At 64.4% G+C, this 24,123-nt stretch carries 23 protein-coding genes; 5 read left to right on the forward strand and 18 right to left on the reverse strand.

The features are described 5' to 3' along the window. The first annotated feature begins 23 nt into the window (after positions 1-23). Both ACSQ3E_RS23895 and ACSQ3E_RS23900 read left to right on the forward strand, forming a co-directional pair. Positions 24-242, forward strand: a complete 219-nt coding sequence (locus tag ACSQ3E_RS23895; protein ID WP_310329703.1) for a hypothetical protein — start codon at positions 24-26, stop codon at positions 240-242. Positions 243-547: 305 nt separating this feature from the next. Further along, a complete protein-coding gene (locus ACSQ3E_RS23900; RefSeq protein ID WP_436124568.1) occupies positions 548-1,471 on the forward strand; it encodes an acyl-CoA desaturase in 924 nt (307 codons plus the stop codon). A 92-nt stretch (positions 1,472-1,563) separates the two neighbouring features. Here the strand turns inward: ACSQ3E_RS23900 and ACSQ3E_RS23905 are convergent, their stop codons facing one another. From ACSQ3E_RS23905 to ACSQ3E_RS23965, 13 genes are all read right to left on the reverse strand, one after another. After that, the gene (locus tag ACSQ3E_RS23905; RefSeq protein ID WP_310329708.1) at positions 1,564-1,818 is read right to left on the reverse strand and encodes a GlsB/YeaQ/YmgE family stress response membrane protein; all 255 of its coding nucleotides are present in this window, start codon (positions 1,816-1,818) and stop codon (positions 1,564-1,566) included. A gap of 170 nt (positions 1,819-1,988) precedes the next feature. Further along, entirely contained in the window at positions 1,989-2,177 is a 189-nt protein-coding gene (locus ACSQ3E_RS23910; RefSeq protein ID WP_018426419.1) for a YegP family protein, read from the reverse strand. Between the two features lie 174 nt (positions 2,178-2,351). Beyond that, the gene (locus ACSQ3E_RS23915; protein ID WP_436124569.1) at positions 2,352-2,855 is read right to left on the reverse strand and encodes an L-2-amino-thiazoline-4-carboxylic acid hydrolase; all 504 of its coding nucleotides are present in this window, start codon (positions 2,853-2,855) and stop codon (positions 2,352-2,354) included. Continuing rightward, on the reverse strand, positions 2,852-3,658 hold the full coding sequence (locus ACSQ3E_RS23920; protein ID WP_436124570.1) for an ATP-binding cassette domain-containing protein: 807 nt from the start codon (positions 3,656-3,658) through the stop codon (positions 2,852-2,854). The genes ACSQ3E_RS23915 and ACSQ3E_RS23920 overlap by 4 nt, the downstream gene beginning before the upstream one ends. After that, positions 3,655-4,431, reverse strand: a complete 777-nt coding sequence (locus tag ACSQ3E_RS23925; protein ID WP_436124571.1) for an ABC transporter ATP-binding protein — start codon at positions 4,429-4,431, stop codon at positions 3,655-3,657. Before ACSQ3E_RS23925 ends, ACSQ3E_RS23920 begins: the two co-directional genes overlap by 4 nt. Further along, positions 4,428-5,255, reverse strand: a complete 828-nt coding sequence (locus tag ACSQ3E_RS23930; RefSeq protein ID WP_436124572.1) for an ABC transporter permease — start codon at positions 5,253-5,255, stop codon at positions 4,428-4,430. The genes ACSQ3E_RS23925 and ACSQ3E_RS23930 overlap by 4 nt, the downstream gene beginning before the upstream one ends. Continuing rightward, positions 5,252-6,238 (reverse strand): ABC transporter permease, encoded by a 987-nt coding sequence (locus tag ACSQ3E_RS23935; RefSeq protein ID WP_436124573.1) that lies wholly within the window; start codon positions 6,236-6,238, stop codon positions 5,252-5,254. The genes ACSQ3E_RS23930 and ACSQ3E_RS23935 overlap by 4 nt, the downstream gene beginning before the upstream one ends. A 104-nt stretch (positions 6,239-6,342) precedes the next feature. Beyond that, positions 6,343-7,950 carry an ABC transporter substrate-binding protein gene (locus tag ACSQ3E_RS23940; RefSeq protein WP_436124574.1) on the reverse strand — a complete coding sequence of 536 codons (1,608 nt, stop codon included), beginning with the start codon at positions 7,948-7,950 and terminating at the stop codon, positions 6,343-6,345. 243 nt (positions 7,951-8,193) lie between these two features. Next, entirely contained in the window at positions 8,194-9,021 is an 828-nt protein-coding gene (locus ACSQ3E_RS23945; RefSeq protein ID WP_310329723.1) for an ABC transporter ATP-binding protein, read from the reverse strand. Further along, on the reverse strand, positions 9,018-9,869 hold the full coding sequence (locus ACSQ3E_RS23950; protein ID WP_310329725.1) for an ABC transporter ATP-binding protein: 852 nt from the start codon (positions 9,867-9,869) through the stop codon (positions 9,018-9,020). The genes ACSQ3E_RS23945 and ACSQ3E_RS23950 overlap by 4 nt, the downstream gene beginning before the upstream one ends. A 1-nt stretch (position 9,870) precedes the next feature. Next, positions 9,871-10,779, reverse strand: a complete 909-nt coding sequence (locus tag ACSQ3E_RS23955; protein WP_310329727.1) for an ABC transporter permease subunit — start codon at positions 10,777-10,779, stop codon at positions 9,871-9,873. Positions 10,780-10,788: 9 nt separating this feature from the next. Then, the gene (locus ACSQ3E_RS23960; protein ID WP_192318497.1) at positions 10,789-11,793 is read right to left on the reverse strand and encodes an ABC transporter permease subunit; all 1,005 of its coding nucleotides are present in this window, start codon (positions 11,791-11,793) and stop codon (positions 10,789-10,791) included. A 110-nt stretch (positions 11,794-11,903) separates the two neighbouring features. Further along, positions 11,904-13,499 (reverse strand): ABC transporter substrate-binding protein, encoded by a 1,596-nt coding sequence (locus ACSQ3E_RS23965; protein WP_436124575.1) that lies wholly within the window; start codon positions 13,497-13,499, stop codon positions 11,904-11,906. Between the two features lie 455 nt (positions 13,500-13,954). Here ACSQ3E_RS23965 and ACSQ3E_RS23970 point away from each other — a divergent pair, with 455 nt between their 5' ends. Then, a complete protein-coding gene (locus ACSQ3E_RS23970) occupies positions 13,955-16,318 on the forward strand; it encodes a long-chain fatty acid--CoA ligase (protein WP_436124576.1) in 2,364 nt (787 codons plus the stop codon). 167 nt (positions 16,319-16,485) lie between these two features. On the opposite strand, the gene ACSQ3E_RS23975 is transcribed toward ACSQ3E_RS23970, so the two are convergent. From ACSQ3E_RS23975 to ACSQ3E_RS23985, 3 genes are all read right to left on the reverse strand, one after another. After that, positions 16,486-17,115 (reverse strand): HAD-IA family hydrolase, encoded by a 630-nt coding sequence (locus tag ACSQ3E_RS23975; RefSeq protein ID WP_436124577.1) that lies wholly within the window; start codon positions 17,113-17,115, stop codon positions 16,486-16,488. A 163-nt stretch (positions 17,116-17,278) separates the two neighbouring features. Beyond that, positions 17,279-18,058, reverse strand: a complete 780-nt coding sequence (gene map, locus ACSQ3E_RS23980) for a type I methionyl aminopeptidase (RefSeq protein WP_436124693.1) — start codon at positions 18,056-18,058, stop codon at positions 17,279-17,281. 1 nt (position 18,059) lies between these two features. After that, the gene (locus ACSQ3E_RS23985; protein ID WP_436124578.1) at positions 18,060-18,266 is read right to left on the reverse strand and encodes a ParD-like family protein; all 207 of its coding nucleotides are present in this window, start codon (positions 18,264-18,266) and stop codon (positions 18,060-18,062) included. Positions 18,267-18,633: 367 nt separating this feature from the next. Here ACSQ3E_RS23985 and ACSQ3E_RS23990 point away from each other — a divergent pair, with 367 nt between their 5' ends. After that, complete coding sequence (locus ACSQ3E_RS23990) at positions 18,634-19,827, forward strand: TCR/Tet family MFS transporter (protein ID WP_436124579.1); 1,194 nt, start codon at positions 18,634-18,636, stop codon at positions 19,825-19,827. A 945-nt stretch (positions 19,828-20,772) separates the two neighbouring features. Here ACSQ3E_RS23990 and ACSQ3E_RS23995 read toward each other — a convergent pair. Continuing rightward, on the reverse strand, positions 20,773-21,225 hold the full coding sequence (locus ACSQ3E_RS23995; protein WP_436124580.1) for an SRPBCC family protein: 453 nt from the start codon (positions 21,223-21,225) through the stop codon (positions 20,773-20,775). 73 nt (positions 21,226-21,298) lie between these two features. After that, positions 21,299-22,039: a class I SAM-dependent methyltransferase gene (locus ACSQ3E_RS24000; protein WP_436124581.1), complete on the reverse strand. Its 741-nt coding sequence runs from the start codon at positions 22,037-22,039 to the stop codon at positions 21,299-21,301. 218 nt (positions 22,040-22,257) lie between these two features. On the opposite strand from ACSQ3E_RS24000, the gene ACSQ3E_RS24005 reads away from it, so the two are divergent. Further along, entirely contained in the window at positions 22,258-24,060 is a 1,803-nt protein-coding gene (locus ACSQ3E_RS24005) for an IlvD/Edd family dehydratase (RefSeq protein WP_436124582.1), read from the forward strand. The last annotated feature ends 63 nt before the right edge of the window (positions 24,061-24,123 follow it).

The following is a 24,123-nucleotide window of genomic DNA, read 5'->3' on the forward strand; positions in this document are numbered from 1 at the left end:
TCAGACAGCGGGCGGTGCAAGTCATGGCAATTCAAGTGTCCTATTCGCGGCGGGAAGTGCGGGAAGAACTGCTCCACCGGCGCGAAACTTATTTCGCGCTGCAGAAAATCCTTTCACAGGCAGCACGCGAGGAAGAAGAAGGCGGCAACATGGAATGTATCCATTGCCACCATCGCTTCAATGGTGTCACGGCGGCCGCGTGGAAGTTCGGTCTCTGCGACGAGTGCCTGCATCACGATTGATTGACCGGCTTGGCGCGGCTCCTGACGGGAGCCTGGCGCGTGGGCTGACATGTTGTCGCCCGTACGTGTCTTCCTCGGCACCACATTTTCGGGCCCCGGCAATCTGCTCCTCCCCGATGAGCTGGCCAACGCGGCATCGGCCACCCGCAGCCACCGTGCCCAACTCGCCGACTGCCCCACGGCCATATTTCGGGACAATTCCAAACGTGCCTTGACCCTGAATTAGAAACTGCGCAACCTCGCCTGAAAATGGAGGAGGCGGCTCGATCGTTACGAAACGATCCGGGCCGCAACGGGGAGCATCAATGTCCGACCAGATCGCGGCGCAGGCCGCCACGCCTGCAATTGCGCGCCAGCCGCTATTGGCCCGCATCGACTGGCTCAATGTCAGCGGCCTCGCCTTCTACCATCTGGTGGCGCTCTACGCCCTGCTGCCCTGGTTCTTCAGCTGGACCGGGGTCGTGCTCTGCATCGCTGGCATCTATGTCTTCGGCACGCTCGGCATCAATCTCTGCTACCACCGGCTGCTCACCCACCGCGGCTTCACCTGTCCGAAATGGCTGGAGCACGGGCTCGCGATCATCGCCGTCTGCGCCTTCCAGGACACGCCGGCGCGCTGGGTGGCGGTGCATCGCCGCCATCATGAGCATGCCGACGAAGAACCCGATCCGCACAGCCCGATCGTCACCTTCCTCTGGGCCCATGTCGGCTGGCTGCTGGTGAAATCGCCCGACATGGAGCGCATGCAGATCTATGGCCGCTACGCCAAGGACATCGTCCGCGACCCGTTCTACCGCAAGCTCGACAAGCCGCATGTCTATCTCGGCATCATCATCGCGTCCTGGGCCGCGTTTTTCGGCGGTGGCGTAGCGGCCAGCCTGATCGCCGGCGGCACGACCGACGAGGCCATCCAGTTCGGCCTTAGCCTGCTTGTCTGGGGCGTATTCCTCCGCACAGTGATCACCTGGCACATCACCTGGTCGGTCAATTCGGTGACCCACGTGTGGGGCTACCGCAACTACGAGACCTCCGACGACAGCACCAACAACGTCATCGTCGGCCTGCTCAGCAATGGCGAGGGCTGGCACAACAACCACCACGCCGACCCGCGCTCGGCGCGCCACGGCCACCACTGGTGGGAGTTCGACGTCACCTACCTGACGATTAGGTTGCTGGGCGTGCTGGGACTGGCGACCAAGATCGCCGAGCCACGCAAGCACGGCCACTAGCACCGCCAGAGGTTTCCGGCAGGACATGAAAAAAAGGATCGCCGGCGAAGCTGTGCTTGCCGGCGATCTCGGTAAAATCTCTGGCGACTTCGCTAGGCCTGTTTGACCAGCCGCAGCAGCACCAGCAGGATCACCGCGCCGATGGTGGCGTGGATGATGGCCGAGATGATGCCCGAGCCGATGCTGATGCCGATCGTGGGGAGCAGCCAGCCGGCGATCAGCGCGCCGACGATGCCGACGACGATGTTGCCGATCAGGCCGAAGCCGTAGCCCTTGACCAGCTGGCCGGCGAGCCAACCGGCAACGGCGCCGACGATCAAAAAGACGAGCAAGCTTTCGATACCCATGTGGTCTCTCCAGGTTCTGGCGCATCGGCCGGAGCGCGTCACGAGACACGATGCGCAGTTGAAACGACTAGCGCATGATCGAAAGCAGGCACCGGTTAACGGTCAGATCATGCTCGAACAACAGGCTGGAAACGGGCCGAGCGATCGACCCGCTGTGGAAATGCCGCCCGTCAGGCGACCGCCGTGGTCTGGTCTTCCACCGTGGCAGCGGGCGTGTTCTTCTTGATCGACTCGATCGCCTTCAGCGCCGATGCCTTGGCCGAATAGCCTTCCGAGCTGAACATCACCTCGCCATTGGAAGCCCTGAAGCGGAACCGAAACTCGCCGCCCTTGTCCTTGTAGACCTCGAATTTGTACATCGCATTTCCCCGTATCTGCAGATCCGCGACTCACGCCGCTGACGAATCGTCGCACGGCAGCAATTGAAGGAAAAGCGTGTAGCGATTTTCCGTCCCGGGACCGCGCAGTACAAAACAACTGGCGAAGTCCATGGCCGCGTCGACCTGCGGCCGAGGCACCGCCCAGGCACGATCTCAGGCGTCGCGATCGGTCAGGCAGATGTGGCAGCAGCCGGAGCCATGGCCGGGTGTCCAGGTGACGTTGTCGAAGCGCACGCCTGTCGCCTCGAACAGGCCGCGGTCGAAGGCGCCGGCGATCCGGCACAAGGTCGCCAGCCGGTCGTCGCCGACACCGGCTCCCACCCAGGCATCCTTCAGCGGGCAACGCTTGACCTTGAAAGCGATGTGGTGGTCGCTGCGCTCGACGTCGGTCGGGTACATGCGCCCGCCATCCGGGCTGACGGCCAGGAAGGCTTCGCCGATGGCGCGCGCATCGTTCGGTCCGAAGCTTGCAAACGCCAGATCGGCAACCTCGCGGCCGCGCTTCTCGATCGCCCGCACCAGTATCTCCTCCGCCTTGGCGTCACCCAGCTCGGTCGCAAGCTCGTCGAGCATCAGCCGGTAGAGGTCGGCGCGGTTGCGGAAGGCGGAGTCGAGCTCTGCTGCGAGCTTTTCCGCCCTGACGGCGTGTTCGGTCACGAAACAGTCTCCTTGAAAGCAGGCACATCAGGGAAAACAGGCAGTTCCGGCGTCGCCGCCACCAGTGCCCTGCCAGTGGCCGAAGCCGGGGCGGCGATGACAATGGCGGCATCGCCCTGCTCGACGATGCGGCCGCCATCCATGATGGCGATGCGGTGGGCTATGGCACGCACCGCGCCAAGATCATGCGAGATGAATAGATAGGCGACGCCCTCGTCCCTTTGCAGTTCGGCAAGCAGGCTGAGGATGTCGGCGCGCACCAGCACGTCGAGTGCCGACACTGCCTCGTCAAGCACGATCAGCGCCGGCCGGGTGGCAAGCGCGCGCGCAATCGCCACGCGCTGGCGCTGGCCGCCCGAGATCTCGTGCACGCGGCGGCCAGCGAGCTCGGTGGCGAGGCCGACGCGCTCGAGCAGCGCCGCGATCGCCCTGGGCCGGGCAGCTCGTTCGACGATGCCATGGATGCGCAGCGGATCGTCGATCAGGCGGGCCACCGTGGCGCGCGGGTTGAATGCCGCCAGCGGATCCTGGAACACCATCTGCAGCTTCGTCCGCGTCGCCCGCAATGCTGCACCCCGCAATCCAAGCAGCTCCTCGCCGTTGAAGCGGACGCTGCCAGCGTCGGGTTCGATCAGCCGCAGCAGGGTGCGCGCCACCGTCGACTTGCCCGAGCCGGAAGGACCGACAAGCGCCAGCGTCTCGCCCGGCGCGATCTCGAAGGAAACACCATCGAGCGCGGCAAAATCCTTGCCGCCGCGCCAGTAGCGTTTCGACAGCCCCTCGACTTGAAGCAGCGCGCTCATATGCCGGCCTCGGCATGGGCATCGCGCCCGAGATGCGCGGCCAGCAGCGCGCGGCTGTAGTCCGTCTTCGGCCGCGAAACCAACTCTGCCGTTGCGGCCATCTCGACCATCCGGCCATTGCGGAACACGGCGATGCGGTGGGCGAGGTTGGCGGCAAGTGCGATGTCGTGGCTGACAAATAGCAGCGCCATGCCGTCCTCGGCCACAAGCCTTCGGATCAGCGCTACGATCTCGGCCTGCACGATGGTGTCGAGGGCGCTCGTCGCCTCGTCGGCGATCAGCAGCCGCGGCCGCGCCACAATGGCAGCCGCAATCGCCACGCGCTGTTTCTGCCCACCCGACAACTGGTGTGGATAGGCCTGCGCCAACGCTGCCGGCTCGGGCAGCTTCACCCGATCGAGCAGTTCGACCGCCAGCCGTCGTGCTGCGCGCCAGTCCAGATCGAGATTGGCATGCGCCACCTCGGCCACCTGGTCGCCGACCGACATGACGGGATCAAGGCTCGACGCCGGGTCCTGAAAGACAAAGCCGATGTCGCGGCCGTTGCGCGCCGCATGGTCAAGCTCCGGCCAGGAGACCGTTCCAGCAATCGTCGCCGTCTGCGGCAGCAGCCCGGCAACCGCCCGCGCCAGCGTGCTCTTGCCCGAACCGCTTTCGCCGATGATCGCCAACCGTTCGCCTGTGGCGAGATGGAGGTCGACGCCTTCGAGTGCAGGCGCAGCAACGCCCTTGTAACGCACGCCCAGTCCGCGCAGTTCGAGCAGTTGCGTCATGCCTGCCCCTCCCGCGCCGCCGTGCCTTCGACCACGCCCTCGCCGGCAAGGTAGACGCCGAGCACTGAAAGCACCAAGGCTATGCCGGGGATGACGGAGAGGTAAGGCGCCGAGCGCAGCACCGCCCTGCCCTCCGCTATCATGCCGCCCCAGGTGACCCGGTTGGGGTCGCCGAGGCCAAGGAATGACAGGGCCGCCTCGGTCAGGATGGCGGCAGCGACGATCACCGACGACAGCGCCAGCACCGGCGGCAGTGCGTTGGGCAACACCTCGCGGAAGGCGATCTCGACCGGGTGCATGCCGATGACCCGCGCCGCGGCGACATAGTCGCGCTCGCGGATCGACAGCACTTCGGCGCGCGCAATGCGCGCCGGCCCGGTCCAGGCGCTCAGCGCGATCGCCATCACCACGACGCCGAGCGAAGGGCCGACGACACTGACCAGCGCCAGCGACAACAGGAAGCCCGGCACCGTCTGGAAGGCGTCGGTGATGCGCATCAGCACCTCGTCGACAAATCCACCGGCGAAACCCGCGACCGTGCCGACGACACTGCCGACGAAAATCGATGCGGCCGCCGCTGCAAGCCCGACGGCAAGCGAGGTGCGCGCACCATGGAACAAGCCCGAAAGCACGTCACGGCCGAGCCTGTCTGTGCCCAGCGGCAGCGCCCAATCCTGGAAAGGCCGCAGCAAGGGCTGGCCGGCGATCGCCAGCGGGTCACCGGGAAACAGCAAGGGGGCAGCCAGCGCCATCAGGCCAAGCAGGCCGAGGATGGCGGAGCCGGCAACGGCCCCAGGCGTGCGGAACAGGCGGGAGAGGCTCATGCGCTGCCCTCGCTCGCGCCGACGCGCGGGTCGAGCGCGGCATAGGCGATGTCGACAAGCAGGTTGATGACGATCACGAGGACGGCGCTGACGAGGATGATGCCGATCAACAGCGGCGTGTCGCGCGAGCCCACCGCCTCCTGTGCCAGCCGGCCGAGGCCGGGTACCGAAAACACACTCTCGATCACCACACTGCCGCCCAGCATCTGCGCCGACTGCAGGCCGAGCATGGTGACCAGCGGCAACAGCGCGTTGCGCGCAACATGGCTCAGCACGATGCGCCGTCGAGTAATGCCCCGGGCGCGGGCGGCGAGAGTAAAATCCATGCGCCAGACCTCGGCCATGCCGGCGCGCATCATTCTGAGGTAGAGCGCGAGATAGATCAGGCCGAGACTCGTTACCGGCAGCACCATGTGCCAGGCGATGTCGAGCGCACGGGTCAAGCCCGTCTTGCCCGACGCGATCGTCTCCATGCCCGACAGCGGCAGCCAGCGCAGCTCGACCGAAAAGACGATCGTCAGCACCAGCGCCAGCCAGAAGCCGGGCACCGCATAAAGCGCCAGCGAGCCGATCGACAGCAGCCGGTCGCGCACGCTGCCCGGCTGTGCGCCGGCCAAGATGCCGAGCGTGGTGCCAAGCGCGAAGGACAATGCGGTCGCCGCTCCCATCAAAAGCAGCGTGTTCGGCAGCCGCTCCAGCACAACGTCGAGCACCGGCCGGGAGAAGGCGACCGAGTGGCCGAGATCAACATGCAGCAGCGCCCAGAGATAGGCGGCGAGCCGCGTCATCGGCGAAGCATCGAGCCCCCAGCTCTGACGCAGCGCCTCGATCATGCCAGCGTCGCCGCCGACCGAGGCGACATAAGCGTCGACCGCATCGCCGGGTGCTGCTTCAAGCAGCAGGAACGAGCCTATGACCACGATCAGCAGCACCGGAATGCTGCCGACCAGCCGGCGTTTCAACAGGCGCCAAGCGCGATTCATTACCCTCCCTCTTGTGGGAAGGGGTAAGGGGTGGGGGTCTCAGGCACTGCAACTTCCAGGGGCATGCTCAGTAACGGATCATCGTCCCAGCTCGGGCGATGATGTCACGTTTCGACATAGGTGTCCGCCCAGTTCGAAACCGCCCAGCGCGGGTTGTTGGAGACGTTTTTCACCGTGTCCCGCGCGACCGTGATGAAGCCCCATTCGGCGGCGTTGATCAACGGAAGCTCTGCTGCAACCTTCTTCTGGAACTCCTTGTAGAGCTCGATGCGCGCCGCCGGGTCCAGCGTCTCCGCCGCTTTGGCGATGAGGCCGTCGATCTCGTCGTTCTTGTAGCCGCCCTGGTTGGAGAACGGCACGCCGTCAGGAATACCCGACTGTACCAGGATCGTCGTCGAGATTGCCGGGTCGCCGCGGAACACCGGAGGCGCAATGGCGATGTCGAAGGCGTGCTCGGTGTAGACGGCCTTCTGGTGGGCGGCAGAATCGTTGTTGACGATCTCGGCGTCGATGCCGACGGCGGCCAGCGCCTGGCGCAGATAGTCGCCGAACTGCTTGGTCTCGTTGAAATAGGGCGCCGGCAGAAGCTTCAGCGCAAAACGCTTGCCGTCGTCCTTTTTCGGATAGCCGGCCTCGTCGAGCAGCGCATTGGCCTTGGCGACGTCGAAGCCATATTGCGCCACGTCAGGCGTGTAGAACTGCTTGTCGTTCTGCGGAACGATGCCGGTGGCCGGCTTGGCGTAACCCAGAAAGATCGTCTTGACGACGAAGTCCCTGTCGATGGCATGCGCGATCGCCTGGCGCACCTTGAGGTCAGCCAGTTCCTTGCGGCGATGGTTGATCTCAACCACCAGCTGGTAGGTCAGCGCCTCATAACCTTCGGTGATGACCTTGATACCAGGGACCTTGGAAATGCGCTCGAGGTCGGCCAGCGGCACAGCGGAGAACGCCGCGAGCTGGATCTCTTCCGCTTCCAGCGCACCGGCGGCGGCCGCGCGATCGGGCAGCACGCGGTAGATGATCTCGTCAAGCGCCGGCTCGCCCTCGCCCCAATATTTTTCGTTGCGCGTCAGCCGGTAATATTCGCCCGCCTTGTGCTCGGCAAACTTGAACGGCCCGGTGCCGATGGGCGCATTGTTGGCCGGGTTCTCGGCGATGTCCTTGCCGTCATAGACGTGCTTGGGCACCACCGAGGTCAGCGCCGGCAGCGCGTTCTTGATCAGCTGCAGCGGCGTCGGCTTGGAGAACTTGAACACGGCGGTGTTTGTATCAGGCGTCTCCACCGCTTCCAGGTTCTTGAACACGACGCGGCCAAGGTTCTGCAGCGGCTTCCAGACGTTGAGCGCCGAGAACGCCACGTCGGCCGAGCTGAACGGCTGGCCGTCATGCCAGGTCACGCCCTCGCGCAGCTTGAAGGTCACCCACAGCCCATCGTCTGAGCCCTCCCAACTTGTGGCAAGACGCGGGGCCAGCCCGCCCTCGCCGTCGAAGGATGCTTCGGCCAGCGGCTCGATGACCTTGCTCGCGACGAAGAACACGCCGTTGGAAGCAACGATGGCAGGGTTCAGGTTGCGCGGCTCGGAATCAGCCGCGACCACCAACCGCCCGCCCTTCTTGGCCTGCGTCCAGCCGATCGACGGCAACGCGGTCGATGCCAGCAGGAATGCCGACCCCGCCAGAACCTTGCGTCTCGAAATCTCAAATCCCGCCATGTCCGCCTCCAAGCCCTCGGCGCGGCGACATCGCCGGCACCCATCAAGATGATCGCCGGGATTATGATCCGGGAAAGGCTTTTTGCGAGAGACGAAATTGGCGTTTTGGGCCGCTGGCCCAAAACATTGTGCTACGTGCGCGGCGATGGCCGCGCGAACGCGCCCCGGAAAAGCTTCGGCCCGGAAACCGTTTTGCGATTTCCGGGCCGAAGCAGTGATCACTCAGTCGAAGTCAGCGGCCGTTCAGGCCGCCTTCTTTTTCGCCAGACGCGCACGGATGCTTTCGACATCGGCGCGCGGCGTCGCGGCAAACAGCGTCTTGGTGTAGCTGTGCTTCGGGTCGGCGAAGACTTCGTCGCGGCTGCCATATTCGACCGCCTCGCCGAAATACATCACCATCACCTCGTCGGCGATGTAGCGCACGACCGAGAGGTCGTGGCTGATGAAGACGTAGGTCAGCTGGAACTCGTCCTGCAGGTCGGCGAGCAGGTTCAGCACCTGTGCCTGCACCGACAGATCGAGCGCCGAAACCGGCTCGTCCAGCACCAGGAGCTTCGGGTTCAGCATCAGCGCGCGCGCGATTGCGATACGCTGGCGCTGGCCGCCCGAGAACATGTGCGGATAACGGTTGTAGTGCTTCTCTTCGAGGCCGACCTTCTTCAGCAGCGCCATCGCCCGGTCGCGGCGTTCGTCGGCCGGCGTGTTGGTGTTGATGACCAGCGGCTCGGTCAGGATGTCGCCGATCTTCTGGCGCGGGTTGAGCGAGCCATAGGGGTTCTGGAACACGATCTGCACCTTGCGGCGCATCTCGGGCGTCAGGTCGCCCTTGGCGATGTCGACAGTCTTGCCTTCGATCAGAAGCTCGCCCGAGGTCGCCGGGTCGATCAGCGTCAGGATGCGGCCGAGCGTGGACTTGCCGCAGCCGCTTTCGCCGACGATCGCCAGCGTCTTGCCCTTCTCGACCTGGAAGCTCACGCCCTTGACGGCGTGAACGGTCTTGGCCTTCTTCAGGAAGCTGCCCGGCACGTGGTAGTCGCGCACGATGTTGCGCGCTTCGAGAATGACGCTCATCGTGCAGCTCCTTCCGCCTGGTCGTCGACGAAGAGTTCCGAGATGGTCGGCAGGCGGTCACCCGTCGCATTGTCCGGCAGTGCCGCCAGCAGCGCGCGCGTGTAGTTGCTCTTCGGGTTCTCGAACAGCGTCAGCACGTCGGCTTCTTCCATCTTGCGGCCCTTGTACTGCACGACCACGCGGTCGGCGGTCTCGGCCACGACGCCCATGTTGTGGGTGATCATGATCAGGCCCATTCCATGGTCGGCCTGCAGCTTCATCAAGAGGTCAAGGATCTGCTTCTGGATCGTCACGTCGAGAGCCGTTGTCGGCTCGTCGGCGATCAGCAGCTTCGGATTGCAGGCAATGGCGATGGCGATCATCACGCGCTGGCACTGGCCACCCGACATCTGGTGCGGGTAGGAGTTGAGGCGCTCGGCCGGATCGGGAATGCCGACAGCCTGGAACAGCTCGATCGCCCGCTTGCGGCGGGTCGCCTTGTCGAGACCCATGTGCACACGCAGCACTTCCTCGATCTGGAAGCCGACGGTGAAGCACGGGTTGAGGCTCGCCACCGGCTCCTGGAAGATCATGGCAATGTCCTTGCCGATGATCTTGCGCCGCTCGTTGGCGGGCATGGCCAGCAGGTCGCGGCCGTTGAAGGTCAGCTTGTCGGCGGTGACCTTGGCCGTCCAGGGCAGCAAGCCCATCGCGGCCAGCATCGACACCGACTTGCCCGAACCGGACTCGCCGACGATGGCGAGAACCTCGCCCTCGTGGACCTTCATCGACACGCCATTGACGGCGCGGAAGGGACCGGAGGCCGTCTCGAACTCGACGACCAGGTTTTCGATTTCAAGAAGCGCCATGTCAGGACCTCTTCAGCTTCGGGTCGAGCGCGTCGCGCAGGCCATCGCCCATCAGGTTGATCGCCAGCACGGTGACGAGGATCGCCACGCCCGGGAGCGTCACCACCCACCACTTGGACTGGATGAACTCGCGGGCCTCGGCCAGCATGGTGCCCCATTCAGGCGTCGGCGGCTGTGCGCCCATGCCGAGGAAGCCGAGTGCGGCAGCATCGAGAATGGCGCTCGAAAACGACAGCGTCGCCTGGACGATCAGCGGTGCCATGCAGTTCGGCAGGATGGTCTTGAACATCAGGCGGGTATGCCCCGCACCCGCCACCTTGGCTGCGACGACATAGTCGCGGGTCTTTTCGCTCATCACCGCAGCGCGTGCCAGGCGCACGAAATGCGGCTGGTAGACGAGCGAGATCGCAATCATCGCGTTGACCAGGCCTGGCCCGAGGATCGCCACCAGCACGAGTGCCAGCAGCAGCGACGGGAAGGCCAGGATGATGTCCATCACACGCATGATGGCGGTGTCGACCCAGCCGCGGTAGTAGCCGGCGATGACGCCGAAGCCGACGCCAACGACCAGCGACAGCGCGGTCACGATGACGCCGACGAACAGCGAAAACTGGGTGCCGAAGATCAGGCGCGAAAGCATGTCGCGGCCGACAGCATCGGTGCCGAGCAGGAAGCCGGCGCGGCCGCCCTCCTGCCAGAACGGCGGAACCAGAACCGCGTCGCGGTATTGCTGGGTCGGATCATGCGGTGCGATCAGCGGTGCGAAAATCGCCAGCAGCACCAGGAAGATGAAGAACACGAGGCCGATGACGGCGCCGCGGTTTTCGGAGAAATAGTACCAGAACTCGGCCAGTCGCGCCCGGCGGGACGGGTCGGTCGAGACAGCACTGGTTGCAGCAGCTTGAGACATCGTGCCCTCCTAGTGCCGGATACGCGGATTGATAAGGCCGTACATCAGGTCGACCGCAAGGTTCACCAGCATGATCACTGCGGCGATCATGAGCAGGCCACCCTGGATGACGGCGTAGTCGCGCCGCGACACGGAATCGACCATCCACTTGCCGATGCCCGGCCAGGAGAAGATCGTCTCGGTCAGGATCGCGCCGGCCAGCATCACGCCGACCTGCAGGCCGACGGTCGTGACGACCGGGATCATGGCGTTGCGCAGCGCATGGACACCGACGACGCGGAAGGTCGACAGGCCCTTGGCGCGCGCGGTCCGCACATAATCCTCGGACAGCACTTCCAGCATTGCCGAGCGCGTCTGGCGCGCAATGACGGCGAGCGGGATGGTGCCCAGAACGATCGTCGGCAGGATCAGGTGGCTGACGGCCGACTTGAACGCGCCGGCCTGGCCGGACAGCAGCGAGTCGATCAGCATGAAACCGGTCACGGGCGGGAAATAGAACATCAGCGAGATGCGGCCGGAGACGGGCGTCCAGCCGAGCATGCCAGATACCAGCATGATCAGCAGCAGGCCCCACCAGAAGATCGGCATCGAGAAGCCGACGAGTGCGGTGCCCATCATCGCCTGGTCGGCGAAGGAACCGCGCTTGATCGCAGCGATGATGCCTGCGGGAACGCCGAGGACCACCGCGAAGATGATGGCGCAGAGCGACAGCTCGACGGTTGCCGGGAACAGTTCGAAGAACTGGTCGACGACAGGCCGCTTGGTGACGATCGAAGTGCCGAAATCGCCACGCACGACACCCCAGAGATAGTCGAGGTACTGGATGACGATGGGCCGGTCGAAACCGAGCTGGGCGGAGATTTCCGCGTGGCGCTCCGGCGACATGACGCGTTCGCCGGAAAGCAGGGCGACAGGATCGCCGGGCAGAAGTCGGATGAATGAGAATGCGATGATGGAGACCCCGATGAATGTCGGGATCAGGACGGCGAGCCGTCCCAACAGGAACCGGAGCATGTCGAACCTTTAAGTGAATGTTCCGAGAAAAGGTAAGGGTAGCACAAAATGTGCATTGGGGCGCTTGTGATCCAAGCGCCCCAACCCAAGGCTGGCCTGTTTAGGCAACCTTACTCCGTGATGTCAACACCGTCGAAAGCGAAGTCGCCGAGCGGGCTCTGGACGAAGCCTTCGACGCCCTTGCGCATCGGAACGATCGACAGCGAGTGGTCGATGGTTGCCCAGGGAGCGTCCTTCTTGAACACGACCTGCGCCTGCTCATAGAGCTTGGTGCGCTCGGCAATGTCGGAGGTTTCCTTGGCCTTCGTCACCAGATCGTCGAACTCCTTGTTGCACCACTGGGCGCGGTTGTTGCCGCCGACGGCGTCGCAACCAAGCAGGGTGTCGAGGAAGTTGTCCGGATCGCCATTGTCGCCGGTCCAGCCGAGCATGACAGCACCGTCACGATCCTTGGCCTTCGACTTGTCGAGGTACTCGGCCCACTCGTAGGAGACGATCTCGACCGTCACGCCAACCTTGGCGAAATCGGACTGGATCAACTCCGCCGCGCGGCGGGCGTTGAGCATGTAGGGACGCGAAACCGGCATCGCCCAGACCTTCATCTTGAGGTCCTTGACGCCAGCGGCTTCAAGACCCTTCTTCGATGCTTCCGGATCGTACTTGTCGTCTTCGACGGCCTTGTTGTACGACCACATGGTCGGCGGGATCGGGTTGGTAGCCGGGGTTGCAGCACCCTGGAACACGGCGTCGACGATGGCCTGCTTGTTGATGGCCTGGTTGAGCGCCTTGCGGACTTCCGGCTTGTCGAACGGAGCCTGGGTGGTGTTGTAGGCGAGGTAGGCGACGTTGAGGCCAGCCTGCTCCACGACCTTCAGGTTCGTATCGGCCTTCATCGCGGCCACGTCGGCAGCGTTCGGGAACGGCATCAGGTGGCATTCGCCGGCCTTCAGCTTCTGATAGCGAACCGATGCGTCAGGGGTGATCGCGAAGACGAGGTCGTCGATCTTCTGCTTGCCGCCCCAGTAATCCGGATTGGCCTTGTAGCGGATGATGGCGTCCTGCTGGTAGGCGACGAACGAGAACGGACCGGTGCCGAGCGGCTGCTGGTTCATCTGGTTCATCTTGCCGTCGGCCTGCAGCTTGTCGGCATATTCCTTCGACACGATCGAAGCGAACGGCATCGCGATGTTGGCGAGGAACGGAGCTTCCTTGCGGGTCAGGGTGATCTTGACGGTCAGGTCGTCGACCTTCTCGACCGACTTGATCACTTCCGGGAAGCCCATGCCAGCGGAGTATTCCCACGAAGCGCCGGTCACGTACTTGTTCCAGGGATTGTCAGCCTTCAGCTGACGCTCGAACGAGAACACCACGTCGTCGGCGTTGAAGTCACGGCTCGGCGTGAAGAACTCGGTGGTCTGGTACTTGACGCCCGGACGCAGCTTGAAGGTGTACTCCAGGCCGTCGTCGGAAACCGTGTAGCTCTCGGCCAGGCCCGGCTCGGTCTCGGTGGTACCCTTCTTGAACTCAAGGAGACGGTTGTAGACAGTGTGCGCGGCGGCGTCGAAGGTCGTACCGGCGGTATAAAGGCCCGGATCGAAGCCTTCCGGCGAACCTTCCGAGCAGTACACGAACGTCTTAGCGCTCGCCGCACCGCTGAGGACGGTTGCAGCCAGCAACGCGGCCGCAAAGGTCGTTTTTTTCAACATTGAACACTCCCTATGATTTTTCCCAAGCCCTACCCGTCAGGCTCGCAGGCGCGCATATAAGCACCGTTTATCCAGCTTTGGAACTCCCCGCCTACCTGCCCTTTGGTAAGCAGAATAATTTACCCACAGATGACTTCGGAATAGTCGAAAATTCGCAATTTCCATTGGCCGGCCAGCCATTTGCACTTCGCGTTAGATTCGGCGGGGACAGGTTTTATCATCGCGGCCGATGGCAATTGCGGCGCTGTTGCTGGATCGGGCCGCTATAACTGCGAATCCTAAAATTCGTTCTGCGAGGTGACGTTGGGTGATACTTGCCGTTAACGTCAGCTCGCAATACAAACAACTACAACATGCCCCGACGCGGCACTGTTCTTGCGGCGCTGCGACGTGGACGAGGGCGAAAGCCGGCGGACCATCAACGCCGGAAAACAAGAACAACCAGGGAGGCTGCATTGGCTAAATCGACCGGCAAGGCAAGCACGGCAAAGACCGCAACCACAAAGGCGGCCGCCAAGCCAGCCGATACGAACAAGCCCGAAACCAAACCCGCAGCCAAGGCCGCCGCGTCCAAGCCGGCACCTGCCAAGGCAGCGGCTCCGAAGCCGGCAAAGGCTGCCGCCGCGCCAAAGCCCGCGGGCCCATCGAGCAAGCCAGCCGCCAAGCCGGCTCAGAAAACCGAAGCGAAGCCTGCCGCATCCAAACCAGCAGTCGCGAAGCCTGCAACCAAGAGCGAAGCCGCTCCGGCCAAGGCAAAGGCCGCAGCGCCGAAGCCAGCTGCAGCAAAACCGGCTGCACCCAAGCCAGCAGCTTCAAAGCCTGCGGCCGCGAAGCCCACAACCAAGACCGAAGCCGCCCCGGCCAAGGCAAAGGCCGCAGCACCGAAGCCGGCTGCAAAGGCCACTCCGGCCAAGGCGAAGACCGCCGCCGCAAAACCGGCTGCCGCAAAGCCCGCCGCGTCGAAGGTCGCGGCATCGGCGCCCGCAGCCGCCGCTCCGGCAAAAATTGCTGAAACGCCCAAGCCCGTTGCCAAGGCGAAGCCCGCGGCAAAGTCAGCGGCGGCAAAACCTGCCGCCAAGGCTGCAGCCGCCCCGGCCGCGAAGGCAGCACCGGCGGCAAAGGCCGCTGCGCCCGCCAAGGCAGCAGCAAGGTCCGGCGACAAGCCATGGCTGAAGAGCTATCCGGCCAACGTTCCGGCCGAAATGCCGCCGCTGGCCTACAGCTCGATCGGCGATCTCTTGACCGAAGCCTGCCGCCAGTATGCCGGCCGCCCGGCCTTTTCGTGCATGGGCAAGTCGCTGAGCTATGGCGAGCTCGAGCGCATGTCGACGGCCTTTGCCGCCTGGCTGCAGTCGAAGGGCCTCGCCAAGGGTGCCCGCGTCGCCATCATGATGCCGAACGTCCTGCAATACCCGGTCGCGATGATGGCGATCCTGCGCGCCGGCTACACGGTGGTGAACGTAAACCCGCTCTACACGCCGCGCGAACTCGAGCACCAGCTGAAGGACTCCGGCGCCCAGGCCATCATCATCCTGGAGAACTTTGCCACCACGCTGCAGGCCGTCATCGCCAAGACCGAGGTCAAGCATGTCGTCGTCGCCTCGATGGGCGAGATGCTCGGGCTCAAGGGCCTGTTGGTCAATCTCGTCGTGCGCAAGGTCAAGAAGCTGGTGCCGGCCTGGTCTCTGCCCGGCCACGTCAAGTTCATGACGGCGCTCAAAGAAGGTGCCGGCCTCAGCTTCAAGCCGGCAACAGTCGCTGCCTCCGACATCGCCTTCCTGCAATATACCGGCGGCACAACCGGCGTTTCCAAGGGCGCGATGCTGATCCACTCCAACGTGCTCGCCAATGTCGCCCAGCTGGCGCTGTGGGTGGAGGACGCCTACTCGGTGCGTCCGAAGCCGCCGCACCTGACCTTCATCTGCGCGCTGCCGCTCTACCACATCTTCGCACTCACGGTGAACGCGCTGATGGGCATGCAGCAGGGCGCGCTCAACGTGCTGATCCCCAATCCGCGCGACATCCCCGGCTTCGTCAAGGAACTGGGCAAGTTCCAATTCAACATCTTCCCCGGCCTCAACACGCTGTTCAACGCGCTGACCAACAACGAGGACTTCCGAAAGCTCGACTTCTCGGGCCTGATCCTGTCGCTAGGCGGCGGCATGGCGGTGCAGCGGCCGGTGGCCGAGCGCTGGAAGAAGGCAACCGGCAACCACATCACCGAAGGCTACGGCCTGTCGGAAACCTCGCCGGTGGCGACCGCCAACAAGTGCTCGTCGCCTGACTTCACCGGCACGATCGGCCTGCCCCTGCCCTCGACCGACATCGCCATCCGCGACGAGAACGACAACGACATGCCGCTCGGCGAGGTCGGCGAGATCTGCATCAGGGGCCCGCAGGTCATGGCCGGCTACTGGAACCGCCCCGACGAGACCGCCAAGGTGATGACCTCTGACGGCTTCTTCAAGTCGGGCGACATGGGCTTCATGGACGAGCGCGGCTTCACCAAGATCGTCGACCGCAAGAAGGACATGATCCTGGTCTCGGGCTTCAACGTCTATCCCAACGAGCTTGAGGACGTCGTCGCCCAGCACCCCGGCGTGCTCGAGGTCGCGGCCGTCGGCGTGCCGGACGAGCATTCGGGTGAAGTGCCGAAACTGTTCGTGGTGCGCAAGGACCCCGACCTGACCGTCGAGACGCTGATCGCCTACTGCCGCGAAAACCTGACCGGCTACAAGCGGCCGAAATACATCGAGTTCCGCACCGAACTGCCGAAGACCAATGTCGGCAAGATCCTCAGGCGCGAACTCCGGGGCTGAGGCTAGGCTTCATCCGAACGAAAACGGCCACCGTGGAAGCACGGTGGCCGTTTTGTTTCGCGTCCGCCGGCTCGACATCCGATCGCATGCCACACCGCACGCCGCGCAACCAGCACTTCTCGGTGCATGACGCGACCGGTAGAGACTTCAAGAACGTCGCGATCCACTCAGGCCGTCAGCTTCGCGACCAGCTCGGCATAATCGTCAAACACCAGGTCGGGCTCGTGGGCGCGCAAGGTCGCAGCCGCATTGTAGCCGAAGGTCACCGCGCCCGCGGCGATGCCGGCGCCTCGTGCGGCCTCGATGTCGCGAACCTCGTCGCCGATGGCGATGGTGCGCCCCTTGTCGGCGCCGAGGCGCTTGATGACGGCCTTGAACATCGCCCCCTTGCCCCAGAGGGAGGCGCCGCACTGGAAGTGGCTGACATGAACCGCGGCCAGCCCGAGCGTCCGGCGGATGGTTTGTTCCGCGTTGGAGCTGACGATGGCAACCCTGATGTTGCTTGCGGCAAGGCTCGCAAGCATGGCATCGGCCCCAGGGAACAGCGCCACCGCGTCGCGACTTTCGGCGCTCAATTTGCGCATGTGCATGGCGATCGCCGGCAGCTTCCATTTGGCGACGCCCAGGCGGGCAACGATCTCGCGCGTTCCAAGCGCCCGCAACTCGTCGATCTCGTCCTCCGCCACCTCGCGAAAGCCGAACTGCCGCGCGGTCTGGTTGAGCACCGAGCAGAACCACGGAAAACTGTCGGCCAGCGTTCCATCGTAGTCGAAGATCGCAAGGGAGAAGGAAGACATCGCACCGCCGCCATGAACGCAGCGTCACTGCCCCAGCGCCGTTCCGGCGTCAATGCGGGCTGGTCCTGCGTCGCCCCGGTCAGGCCGGCGTCAAATGCGGTTCCACGTCAATGCAGGCTTGCCACCCGTCTTGATCCCGTTCCCAGCACGTGCCGACCAGCAATCACGCCCGGCCTTGCAGCATCCGTGCCTCGTCGCGGCGCAGCGTCAACACCTCGACGCCGGTCGCTGTCACGGCAACCGTATGTTCGAACTGGGCCGAGAGTTTCCGGTCGCCTGTCACGACGGTCCATCCGTCGCTTTCGGTCGCGACCTTGCGAGTGCCTTGGTTGACCATCGGCTCGATGGTGAAGACCATGCCCTCGCGCAGCTCCATGCCCGTACCCGGCCGGCCGAAATTCAGCACCTGCGGTTCCTCGTGCATCTCGCGGCCGATGCCGTGGCCGCAATATTCCCGCACCACCGAATAGCCGTTCCGCTTGGCATGCCGCTCGATGGCAAAACCGATGTCGCCGAGATACGCTCCCGGCCGGACCTGCCTGATGCCTTTCCACATCGCCTCCTGCGCCACCCGCACCAGCCGCGTCGCCGCGACCGGGGCGTTGCCGACCAGGTAGGTCTTGCTCGAATCGGCGATGTAGCCGCCTTTTTCCAGCGTGATGTCGAAATTGACGATGTCGCCGTCCTGGATGATTTCCTGCCCATCGGGCACGCCGTGGCAGACGACGTGATTGATCGAGCAGTTCAGCACATGCTTGAAACCGTACTGCCCCTTGCTCGCCGGACGCGCGGCGAGATCGACAGTGATGAAGCGCTCGACAAGATCGTTGACCTGCAAAGTCGACATGCCGGCCAGCTCCTGCCCGTCCAGCATCTCGAACACCGACGCCAGCATCCTGCCCGCCACGCGCATCAGCGCCAGTTCGTCCGGTGTCTTGACCATCTCAGGCGACCGCCAGATCCCGGACATGCATCTGTGCTGCCGCAAACTGCATCTTGACGATCTCGTTGAACGACAGGGTCGGATTGGCCTCCGCGAGCATGCCGACCTTCATCCAGAACTCGGCCTGTGCGTTGATCGAGCGGCACATCACCGTGCTCGCCCGCCTGACTTCCTCATGCAGCTCCTCGTCGATTTTCACGATGCCCATGAACGTCTCCTGAAATGAATATACGGACCATATATGCTTCGTATATTCTCTTCAGTCAACTACATGCCATGGCAACGCAGCGGAGTTGTCACCTAGGCTGTGCCAACGCCTCCCTCTTGCCGCCCGCCACCACATGACGTAAAGGGAACCCGTCGCGAAAAGCGACCGCTTCCCTTGATCCGCTCAGTGGCGGAGTAGACAGGTGGACGAATAGTCGTCCAGGCGGTCAAGCATAAGCACCCAAGCCGTTTCGAGCGCGGGTCGCCAGCGTCTCCCGAAAATCATCCCGCCTGACATCGATCAGGCCCCATTGCGAGCCCCATCGGCGCGAGGCGCCGCTGCACGCTTGCATCAATTGGAGTCCGCCATGAGCAAGCCGCTCATCGTCATCTTTGTTGCCGTCGTCCTCGATGCCATCGGCATCGGCCTCATCTTCCCGATCCTGCCCGCGCTTTTGCGCGACGTCACCCACGCCGAAAATGTCGCCGCCTATATCGGCGTCATGACGACGCTCTACGCCGCGATGCAGTTCGTCTTCGCACCGGTCCTCGGTTCGCTCAGCGACCGGCTTGGCCGCCGCCCGGTGCTCTTGATTTCGCTCGCCGGTGCGGCGATCAACTACCTGTTCCTGGCTTTCGCGCCGAGCCTCTGGATGCTCTTGCTCGGCCGCGCCATTGCTGGGCTGACCAGCGCCAACGTCTCGGTCGCGACGGCCTACATCACAGACATTTCGCCCGAGCATCAGCGCGCCCGCCGCTTCGGCCTGTTCAACGCCATGTTCGGCATAGGCTTCATCATCGGGCCGGTGCTGGGTGGTGTGCTCGGCGACCACTGGCTGCGCCTGCCCTTCATCGCGGCCGCCCTGCTCAACGCCTGTAACCTCCTGCTGGCATTCTTCGTCCTGCCGGAGTCGCGAAAACCCAGCCGCGAGAAGATCGACCTCGCCGCGCTCAATCCGCTTAAGCCGCTGCGCTGGCTGTTTTCCATGAAGAACCTTTTGCCCGTCATCTCGGTCTTCTTCATCTTCAGCGCCACCGGCGAGGCCTATGGCACCTCCTGGGCGCTGTGGGGCAGCGATGCCTTCCGGTGGAACGGGCTGTGGATCGGCCTGTCGCTCGGCACGTTCGGCGTCTGCCAGGCGCTTGCCCAGGCCTTTCTCCCCGGCCCCGCGGTCAAGCTGCTCGGCGAGCGCACAGCCATCCTGGTTGGCATCGCCTGCGCCTGCACAGCACTTGCCGGCATGGCCTTCGCCACCGAGGGCTGGATGATCTTCGCCATCATGCCGCTCTTCGCCCTCGGCGGCATCGGTGTTCCCGCCTTGCAGTCGCTCGCCACCCGGCAGGTCGACGAGAGCCAGCAAGGGCAGTTCCAGGGTGTGCTCGCCTCGGCCCTCAGCCTGGCCTCGATCGTGGCACCGCTGGCCTTCTCCAGCTTCTACTTCCTCGTCCGCTCCCAATGGCCCGGCGCGATCTGGCTCTCCGTCATCGCCCTCTATGCGCTCAGCGTGCCGGTGGTGCTTGGTCTAAAGTTCAGGGAGACGGCGCCGGTTGCGGCGGCGTGAGGGGCGGTGGGTTTGGATTGCGAGGCGTGGAGAGGTTTTCCGCGCTCAGGAATTTCTGAACACCAATCGCCACGCGAAAACTCCCGCAGATCGCCTCCGCCGCGATCCTTCCCACCCCCCTCTGGCCTGCCGACCATCTCCCCCACAAGGAGGGAGATTAGTCGCGTCGCCGGCGGCGCCCATTCTGCGAGGTGGCAAGGAACACGGAGTAGCGTCGCAACGTCTGTGATTGGGAGAGGCGCCGATGAAGGCATGATCTCCCTCCTTGTGGGGGAGATGGCCGGCAGGCCAGAGGGGGGTGCGAAGGATCGCGACAGCAAAGGTTGGCTTCGTAGGGCAGCGCCAGACCGTCAGCCCCGCTGTCACCATCTGTCACCAGCCCCCGTGGATAGCCGCGCCCATTTCTCCACGCCCTCGCCACCTCCCGTATCATTCCCCCATCGCCCTTACGGGACCTGGTGCGCACCGGGTATCAGGGAGGGCGGCGGTGACCTCCCGCCACGGTATCGGTAGCCGTGGCTCCGAGGGCCCGACGACAGGTCGGCGTTTTCCGGTGCCTTGTTCCGCAAATGGACATGGCGCGGCAGGGAGATGCGGAGAAGCCGCGGCGATTGTCCATGGAATGTACATGGAGCGGCGCTGTGACCGGCCAACCTTGGGACAGACACCGAGCGGGGCGCGAGTTCGCGCCACTACTAATCAATCGGAAGGCACGGCCTCGCGCCCCGCTTCCCGAACTATCTCCCCAAGCGGGAGTGTTCTTTGACAAATGGCCAGACCGGAAACGGGGCGTGGCAGTGAATAAGCTTGGACCCTTCGCCCCGTTTACGGGGAGAAGGTGGCGCAGCCGGATGAGGGGCGGCTCGATCCAGCAGGACTTGGCGCTGCCCCTCACCCGGCCCTCCGGGCCACCCTCTCCCCGTAAACGGGGCGAGGGAAATTCTGCTACGCTCCCCCCACCTTCTCGCCAAAAGTCGAGAAAAACTGCCCGGCTAGTTTCTTCGAAGTCGAGGTGATCAGGCGGCTGCCGAGCTGGGCGATCTTGCCGCCGACATCGGCCTTGGCCTCGTATTTGAGGATCGTGGCGCCAGGCCCGTCCTCGGTCAGCGTGACGTCGGCGCCGCCCTTGGCGAAGCCGGCGATGCCGCCCTTGCCTTCGCCAACGATGGTGTAGGAGTGCGGCGGCTTGAGGTTCTTCAGCGTCACCTCGCCGGTGAAGGTCGCCTTGATCGGGCCGATCTTGAGCACCACCTTGGCGGCCATCTCGGTCGGGGAGGACATCTCGAGGCTCTCGCAGCCGGGGATGCTCTCCTTGAGCACGGCGGGATCGTTGAGCGCCTTCCACACCACGTCGATGGGGGCTGCGATCTTTTCTTCGCCTTCGATCACCAGAGCCATGCGAAATCCTCCCGAATGCCGATCCTTGAGGGGTAACGCAGCCTCCGGCGCTTGTCCATTGCGGCGCCCGAGGTCAGCCCCTGCGGCCGATCGGGATGATCTCGCCCATGTCGGACGCATAAAGCGCGCCCTGCCAGCTGCCGAGCCAGCGGTCGACGACGAGCCCCGCTGCGGCGATCATTTCGGCGAGCGCCTCCTGCGCCGGAAAGGCGATGCGCGACTGAGCATGGAACAGCCGCCCGTCAGCCGGCACGCGGTAGAAGGTGTCGTAGGTGACGATACCAGTCGCCTCGTCCCGGACGGCATCGTTCCAGGCCTCGACGGCACCGAAAGTTGGATGCGCGACAGTGCGCCTGGAATCGTCGGGTCCCCATTCCAGCCACTCCCTCGTCCGAGGGTTGCGGCTGTCGAAGATGAAGCGGCCGTTAGGCGCGAGATGGGCGGCGATGGTGTCGAGTGCTGCGCGCTGCTCCTCGGCGGTCAGGAACACCTGGAAGGCGTGACCGGTCAGGATCACCAGGTCGAAGCTCTTGCGGAGACGCAGCGAGCGGGCATCGCCCCCGACCCACTCGACGCGGTCGCCGCCAGGGCGCTTGCGGGCGACGTCGAGCATAGCGGGTGCGGGATCGGCACCGGTGACGGCACGGCCCGGCGCCAGCATCGCCGTCAGCGCGCCGGTGCCGCAGCCGAGATCGAGCACGCTTTTGGCATCGCCGACGAAGCGCATGATGAAGTCGACGTCATCGCCGCCTTCGTTCTCGAGGTCGTAGAACTGGACAAGCTCGGGGTCGATATAGAGGCGGTCGTCGATCAAGGCACTGCTCGCTCTAACTTGTGGAATGCACTGCACGCTGGCGGCGCATTCTTATCATCGGCGCGCTGCGAGAACAGCCTCGCATGCCGGGCCAGTTGCCCCTGGAAAGTTGCACCACTGCACCGCCCGACGGCATCCCGCGTGCTGCACCCTTCGTCGCTCTTGCAGCGGTTTGGTCCTTGCCATAACGATGCAAGTCCGGATTTCGGGAGGAATTGATGGCCGGCACAAAGACGACGAAGAAGCTCCGTTCGCAGGAGTGGTTCGACAATCCCGACAATCCCGGCATGACCGCGCTCTATCTCGAGCGCTACCTGAATTTCGGCCTGACGCGCGAGGAGCTGCAGTCGGGCAAGCCGCTGATCGGCATCGCCCAGACCGGCTCGGACCTGTCGCCGTGCAACCGCCACCACATCGAGCTGGCCAAGCGCGTGCGCGACGGCATTGTTGCGGCGGGCGGCGTGCCGTTCGAGTTCCCCTGCCACCCGATCCAGGAAACCGGCAAGCGCCCGACCGCCTCGCTCGACCGCAACCTTGCCTATCTCAGCCTCGTCGAGGTGCTCTATGGCTATCCGCTCGACGGCGTGGTGCTGACCATCGGCTGCGACAAGACCGCGCCCGCGCTTCTGATGGCAGCCGCCACCGTCAACATCCCGGCGATCGCGCTCTCCGTCGGGCCGATGCTGAATGGCTGGCACAAGGGCGAACGCACCGGCTCGGGCACCATCGTATGGAAGTCGCGCGAGCGGCTGTCGTCAGGCGAGATCGACTACGACCAGTTCATGGACATCGTCGCCTCTTCGGCGCCGTCGGTCGGCTACTGCAACACCATGGGCACGGCAACGACGATGAACAGCCTTGCCGAGGCGCTCGGCATGCAGCTGCCCGGCGCGGCGGCGATCCCCGCGCCCTATCGCGAGCGTGGCCAGATTTCCTACGAGACCGGCAAGCGCATCGTCGACATGGTGCACGAGGACTTGAAGCCGTCCGACATCATGACGCGCGAAGCCTTCGAGAATGCCATCGTCATCAATTCGGCGATCGGCGGCTCGACCAACGCGCCGATCCATCTCAACGCCATTGCCCGCCATCTCGACGTGCCGCTCGACAATGACGACTGGCAGAAGGTCGGCCACCACGTGCCGCTGCTGGTCAATCTGCAGCCGGCCGGCGAATATCTCGGCGAGGACTACCACCATGCCGGCGGCGTACCGGCTGTTGTCGCCGAGCTGATGAAAGCCGGCCTCTTGCCTCACCCCAACGTGATCACCGCCAATGGCCGCACCATGGGCGAGAATTGTGCTGCCACCGAGAACATGGACCCCAAGGTCATCCGATCGGTTGCCGACCCGCTGAAGAAGGACGCCGGCTTCATCAACCTCAGGGGTAATCTGTTCGACAGCGCTATCATGAAGACGAGCGTGATCTCGCCCGAGTTCCGCGCCCGCTATCTGTCGAACCCAAGGGATCCCGAAGCCTTCGAAGGCACGGCAAAAGTGTTCGACGGACCGGAGGATTATCACGCCCGCATCGACGACCCGGCCGAAAACATCGACGAGAACACGGTATTGTTCATGCGCGGCGCCGGGCCCGTTGGCTATCCCGGCGGCGCCGAGGTGGTCAACATGCAGCCGCCGGCCTACCTGCTCAAGCGCGGCATTCACTCGCTGCCCTGCATCGGCGATGGCCGCCAGTCAGGCACGTCGGGTTCGCCGTCGATCCTCAATGCCTCGCCGGAAGCCGCCGTCGGCGGCGGACTGGCGCTGCTGAAATCGGGCGACCGGGTGCGCATCGATTTGCGCAAGGGCACCGCCGACATTCTGGTCAGCGACGACGAGATCACTCGCCGCCGCGCCGAGCTGCAGAACAATGGCGGCTATCACTTCCCGGCGCACCAGACGCCGTGGCAGGAAATCCAGCGCGGCATGGTCGACCAGCTGGCGCAAGGAATGGTGCTGAAGCCGGCGGTCAAGTACCAGCGCGTCGCGCAAACCAAGGGCCTGCCACGCGACAATCACTAGGCGCTTGGCATTGGGGGCGGAGGCCTCGGTAACTGAGCTTCGCCGCCTCACCTGTGCAGCGGG

It is taken from the genome of Aminobacter sp. LjRoot7 (genome assembly GCF_964252895.1).
In the GTDB taxonomy this organism is placed as follows: domain Bacteria; phylum Pseudomonadota; class Alphaproteobacteria; order Rhizobiales; family Rhizobiaceae; genus Aminobacter; species Aminobacter aminovorans_B.

Excerpts from the sequence above, each read along its gene's own strand:
- ACSQ3E_RS23960 (WP_192318497.1), bottom strand. The coding sequence starts at position 11,793 with ATGCTCCGGTTCCTGTTGGGACGGCTCGCCGTCCTGATCCCGACATTC.
- ACSQ3E_RS23985 (WP_436124578.1), bottom strand. The coding sequence starts at position 18,266 with ATGGGCATCGTGAAAATCGACGAGGAGCTGCATGAGGAAGTCAGGCGG.
- ACSQ3E_RS23910 (WP_018426419.1), bottom strand. The coding sequence starts at position 2,177 with ATGTACAAATTCGAGGTCTACAAGGACAAGGGCGGCGAGTTTCGGTTC.
- ACSQ3E_RS23975 (WP_436124577.1), bottom strand. The coding sequence starts at position 17,115 with ATGTCTTCCTTCTCCCTTGCGATCTTCGACTACGATGGAACGCTGGCC.
- ACSQ3E_RS23950 (WP_310329725.1), bottom strand. The coding sequence starts at position 9,869 with ATGGCGCTTCTTGAAATCGAAAACCTGGTCGTCGAGTTCGAGACGGCC.
- ACSQ3E_RS23895 (WP_310329703.1), top strand. The coding sequence starts at position 24 with ATGGCAATTCAAGTGTCCTATTCGCGGCGGGAAGTGCGGGAAGAACTG.
- ACSQ3E_RS23900 (WP_436124568.1), top strand. The coding sequence starts at position 548 with ATGTCCGACCAGATCGCGGCGCAGGCCGCCACGCCTGCAATTGCGCGC.
- map (WP_436124693.1), bottom strand. The coding sequence starts at position 18,058 with ATGGTCAAGACACCGGACGAACTGGCGCTGATGCGCGTGGCGGGCAGG.
- ACSQ3E_RS23945 (WP_310329723.1), bottom strand. The coding sequence starts at position 9,021 with ATGAGCGTCATTCTCGAAGCGCGCAACATCGTGCGCGACTACCACGTG.
- ACSQ3E_RS23965 (WP_436124575.1), bottom strand. The coding sequence starts at position 13,499 with ATGTTGAAAAAAACGACCTTTGCGGCCGCGTTGCTGGCTGCAACCGTC.
- ACSQ3E_RS23930 (WP_436124572.1), bottom strand. The coding sequence starts at position 5,255 with ATGAGCCTCTCCCGCCTGTTCCGCACGCCTGGGGCCGTTGCCGGCTCC.
- ACSQ3E_RS23925 (WP_436124571.1), bottom strand. The coding sequence starts at position 4,431 with ATGACGCAACTGCTCGAACTGCGCGGACTGGGCGTGCGTTACAAGGGC.
- ACSQ3E_RS23920 (WP_436124570.1), bottom strand. The coding sequence starts at position 3,658 with ATGAGCGCGCTGCTTCAAGTCGAGGGGCTGTCGAAACGCTACTGGCGC.
- ACSQ3E_RS23905 (WP_310329708.1), bottom strand. The coding sequence starts at position 1,818 with ATGGGTATCGAAAGCTTGCTCGTCTTTTTGATCGTCGGCGCCGTTGCC.
- ACSQ3E_RS23935 (WP_436124573.1), bottom strand. The coding sequence starts at position 6,238 with ATGAATCGCGCTTGGCGCCTGTTGAAACGCCGGCTGGTCGGCAGCATT.
- ACSQ3E_RS23955 (WP_310329727.1), bottom strand. The coding sequence starts at position 10,779 with ATGTCTCAAGCTGCTGCAACCAGTGCTGTCTCGACCGACCCGTCCCGC.
- ACSQ3E_RS24005 (WP_436124582.1), top strand. The coding sequence starts at position 22,258 with ATGGCCGGCACAAAGACGACGAAGAAGCTCCGTTCGCAGGAGTGGTTC.
- ACSQ3E_RS23990 (WP_436124579.1), top strand. The coding sequence starts at position 18,634 with ATGAGCAAGCCGCTCATCGTCATCTTTGTTGCCGTCGTCCTCGATGCC.
- ACSQ3E_RS23995 (WP_436124580.1), bottom strand. The coding sequence starts at position 21,225 with ATGGCTCTGGTGATCGAAGGCGAAGAAAAGATCGCAGCCCCCATCGAC.
- ACSQ3E_RS23940 (WP_436124574.1), bottom strand. The coding sequence starts at position 7,950 with ATGGCGGGATTTGAGATTTCGAGACGCAAGGTTCTGGCGGGGTCGGCA.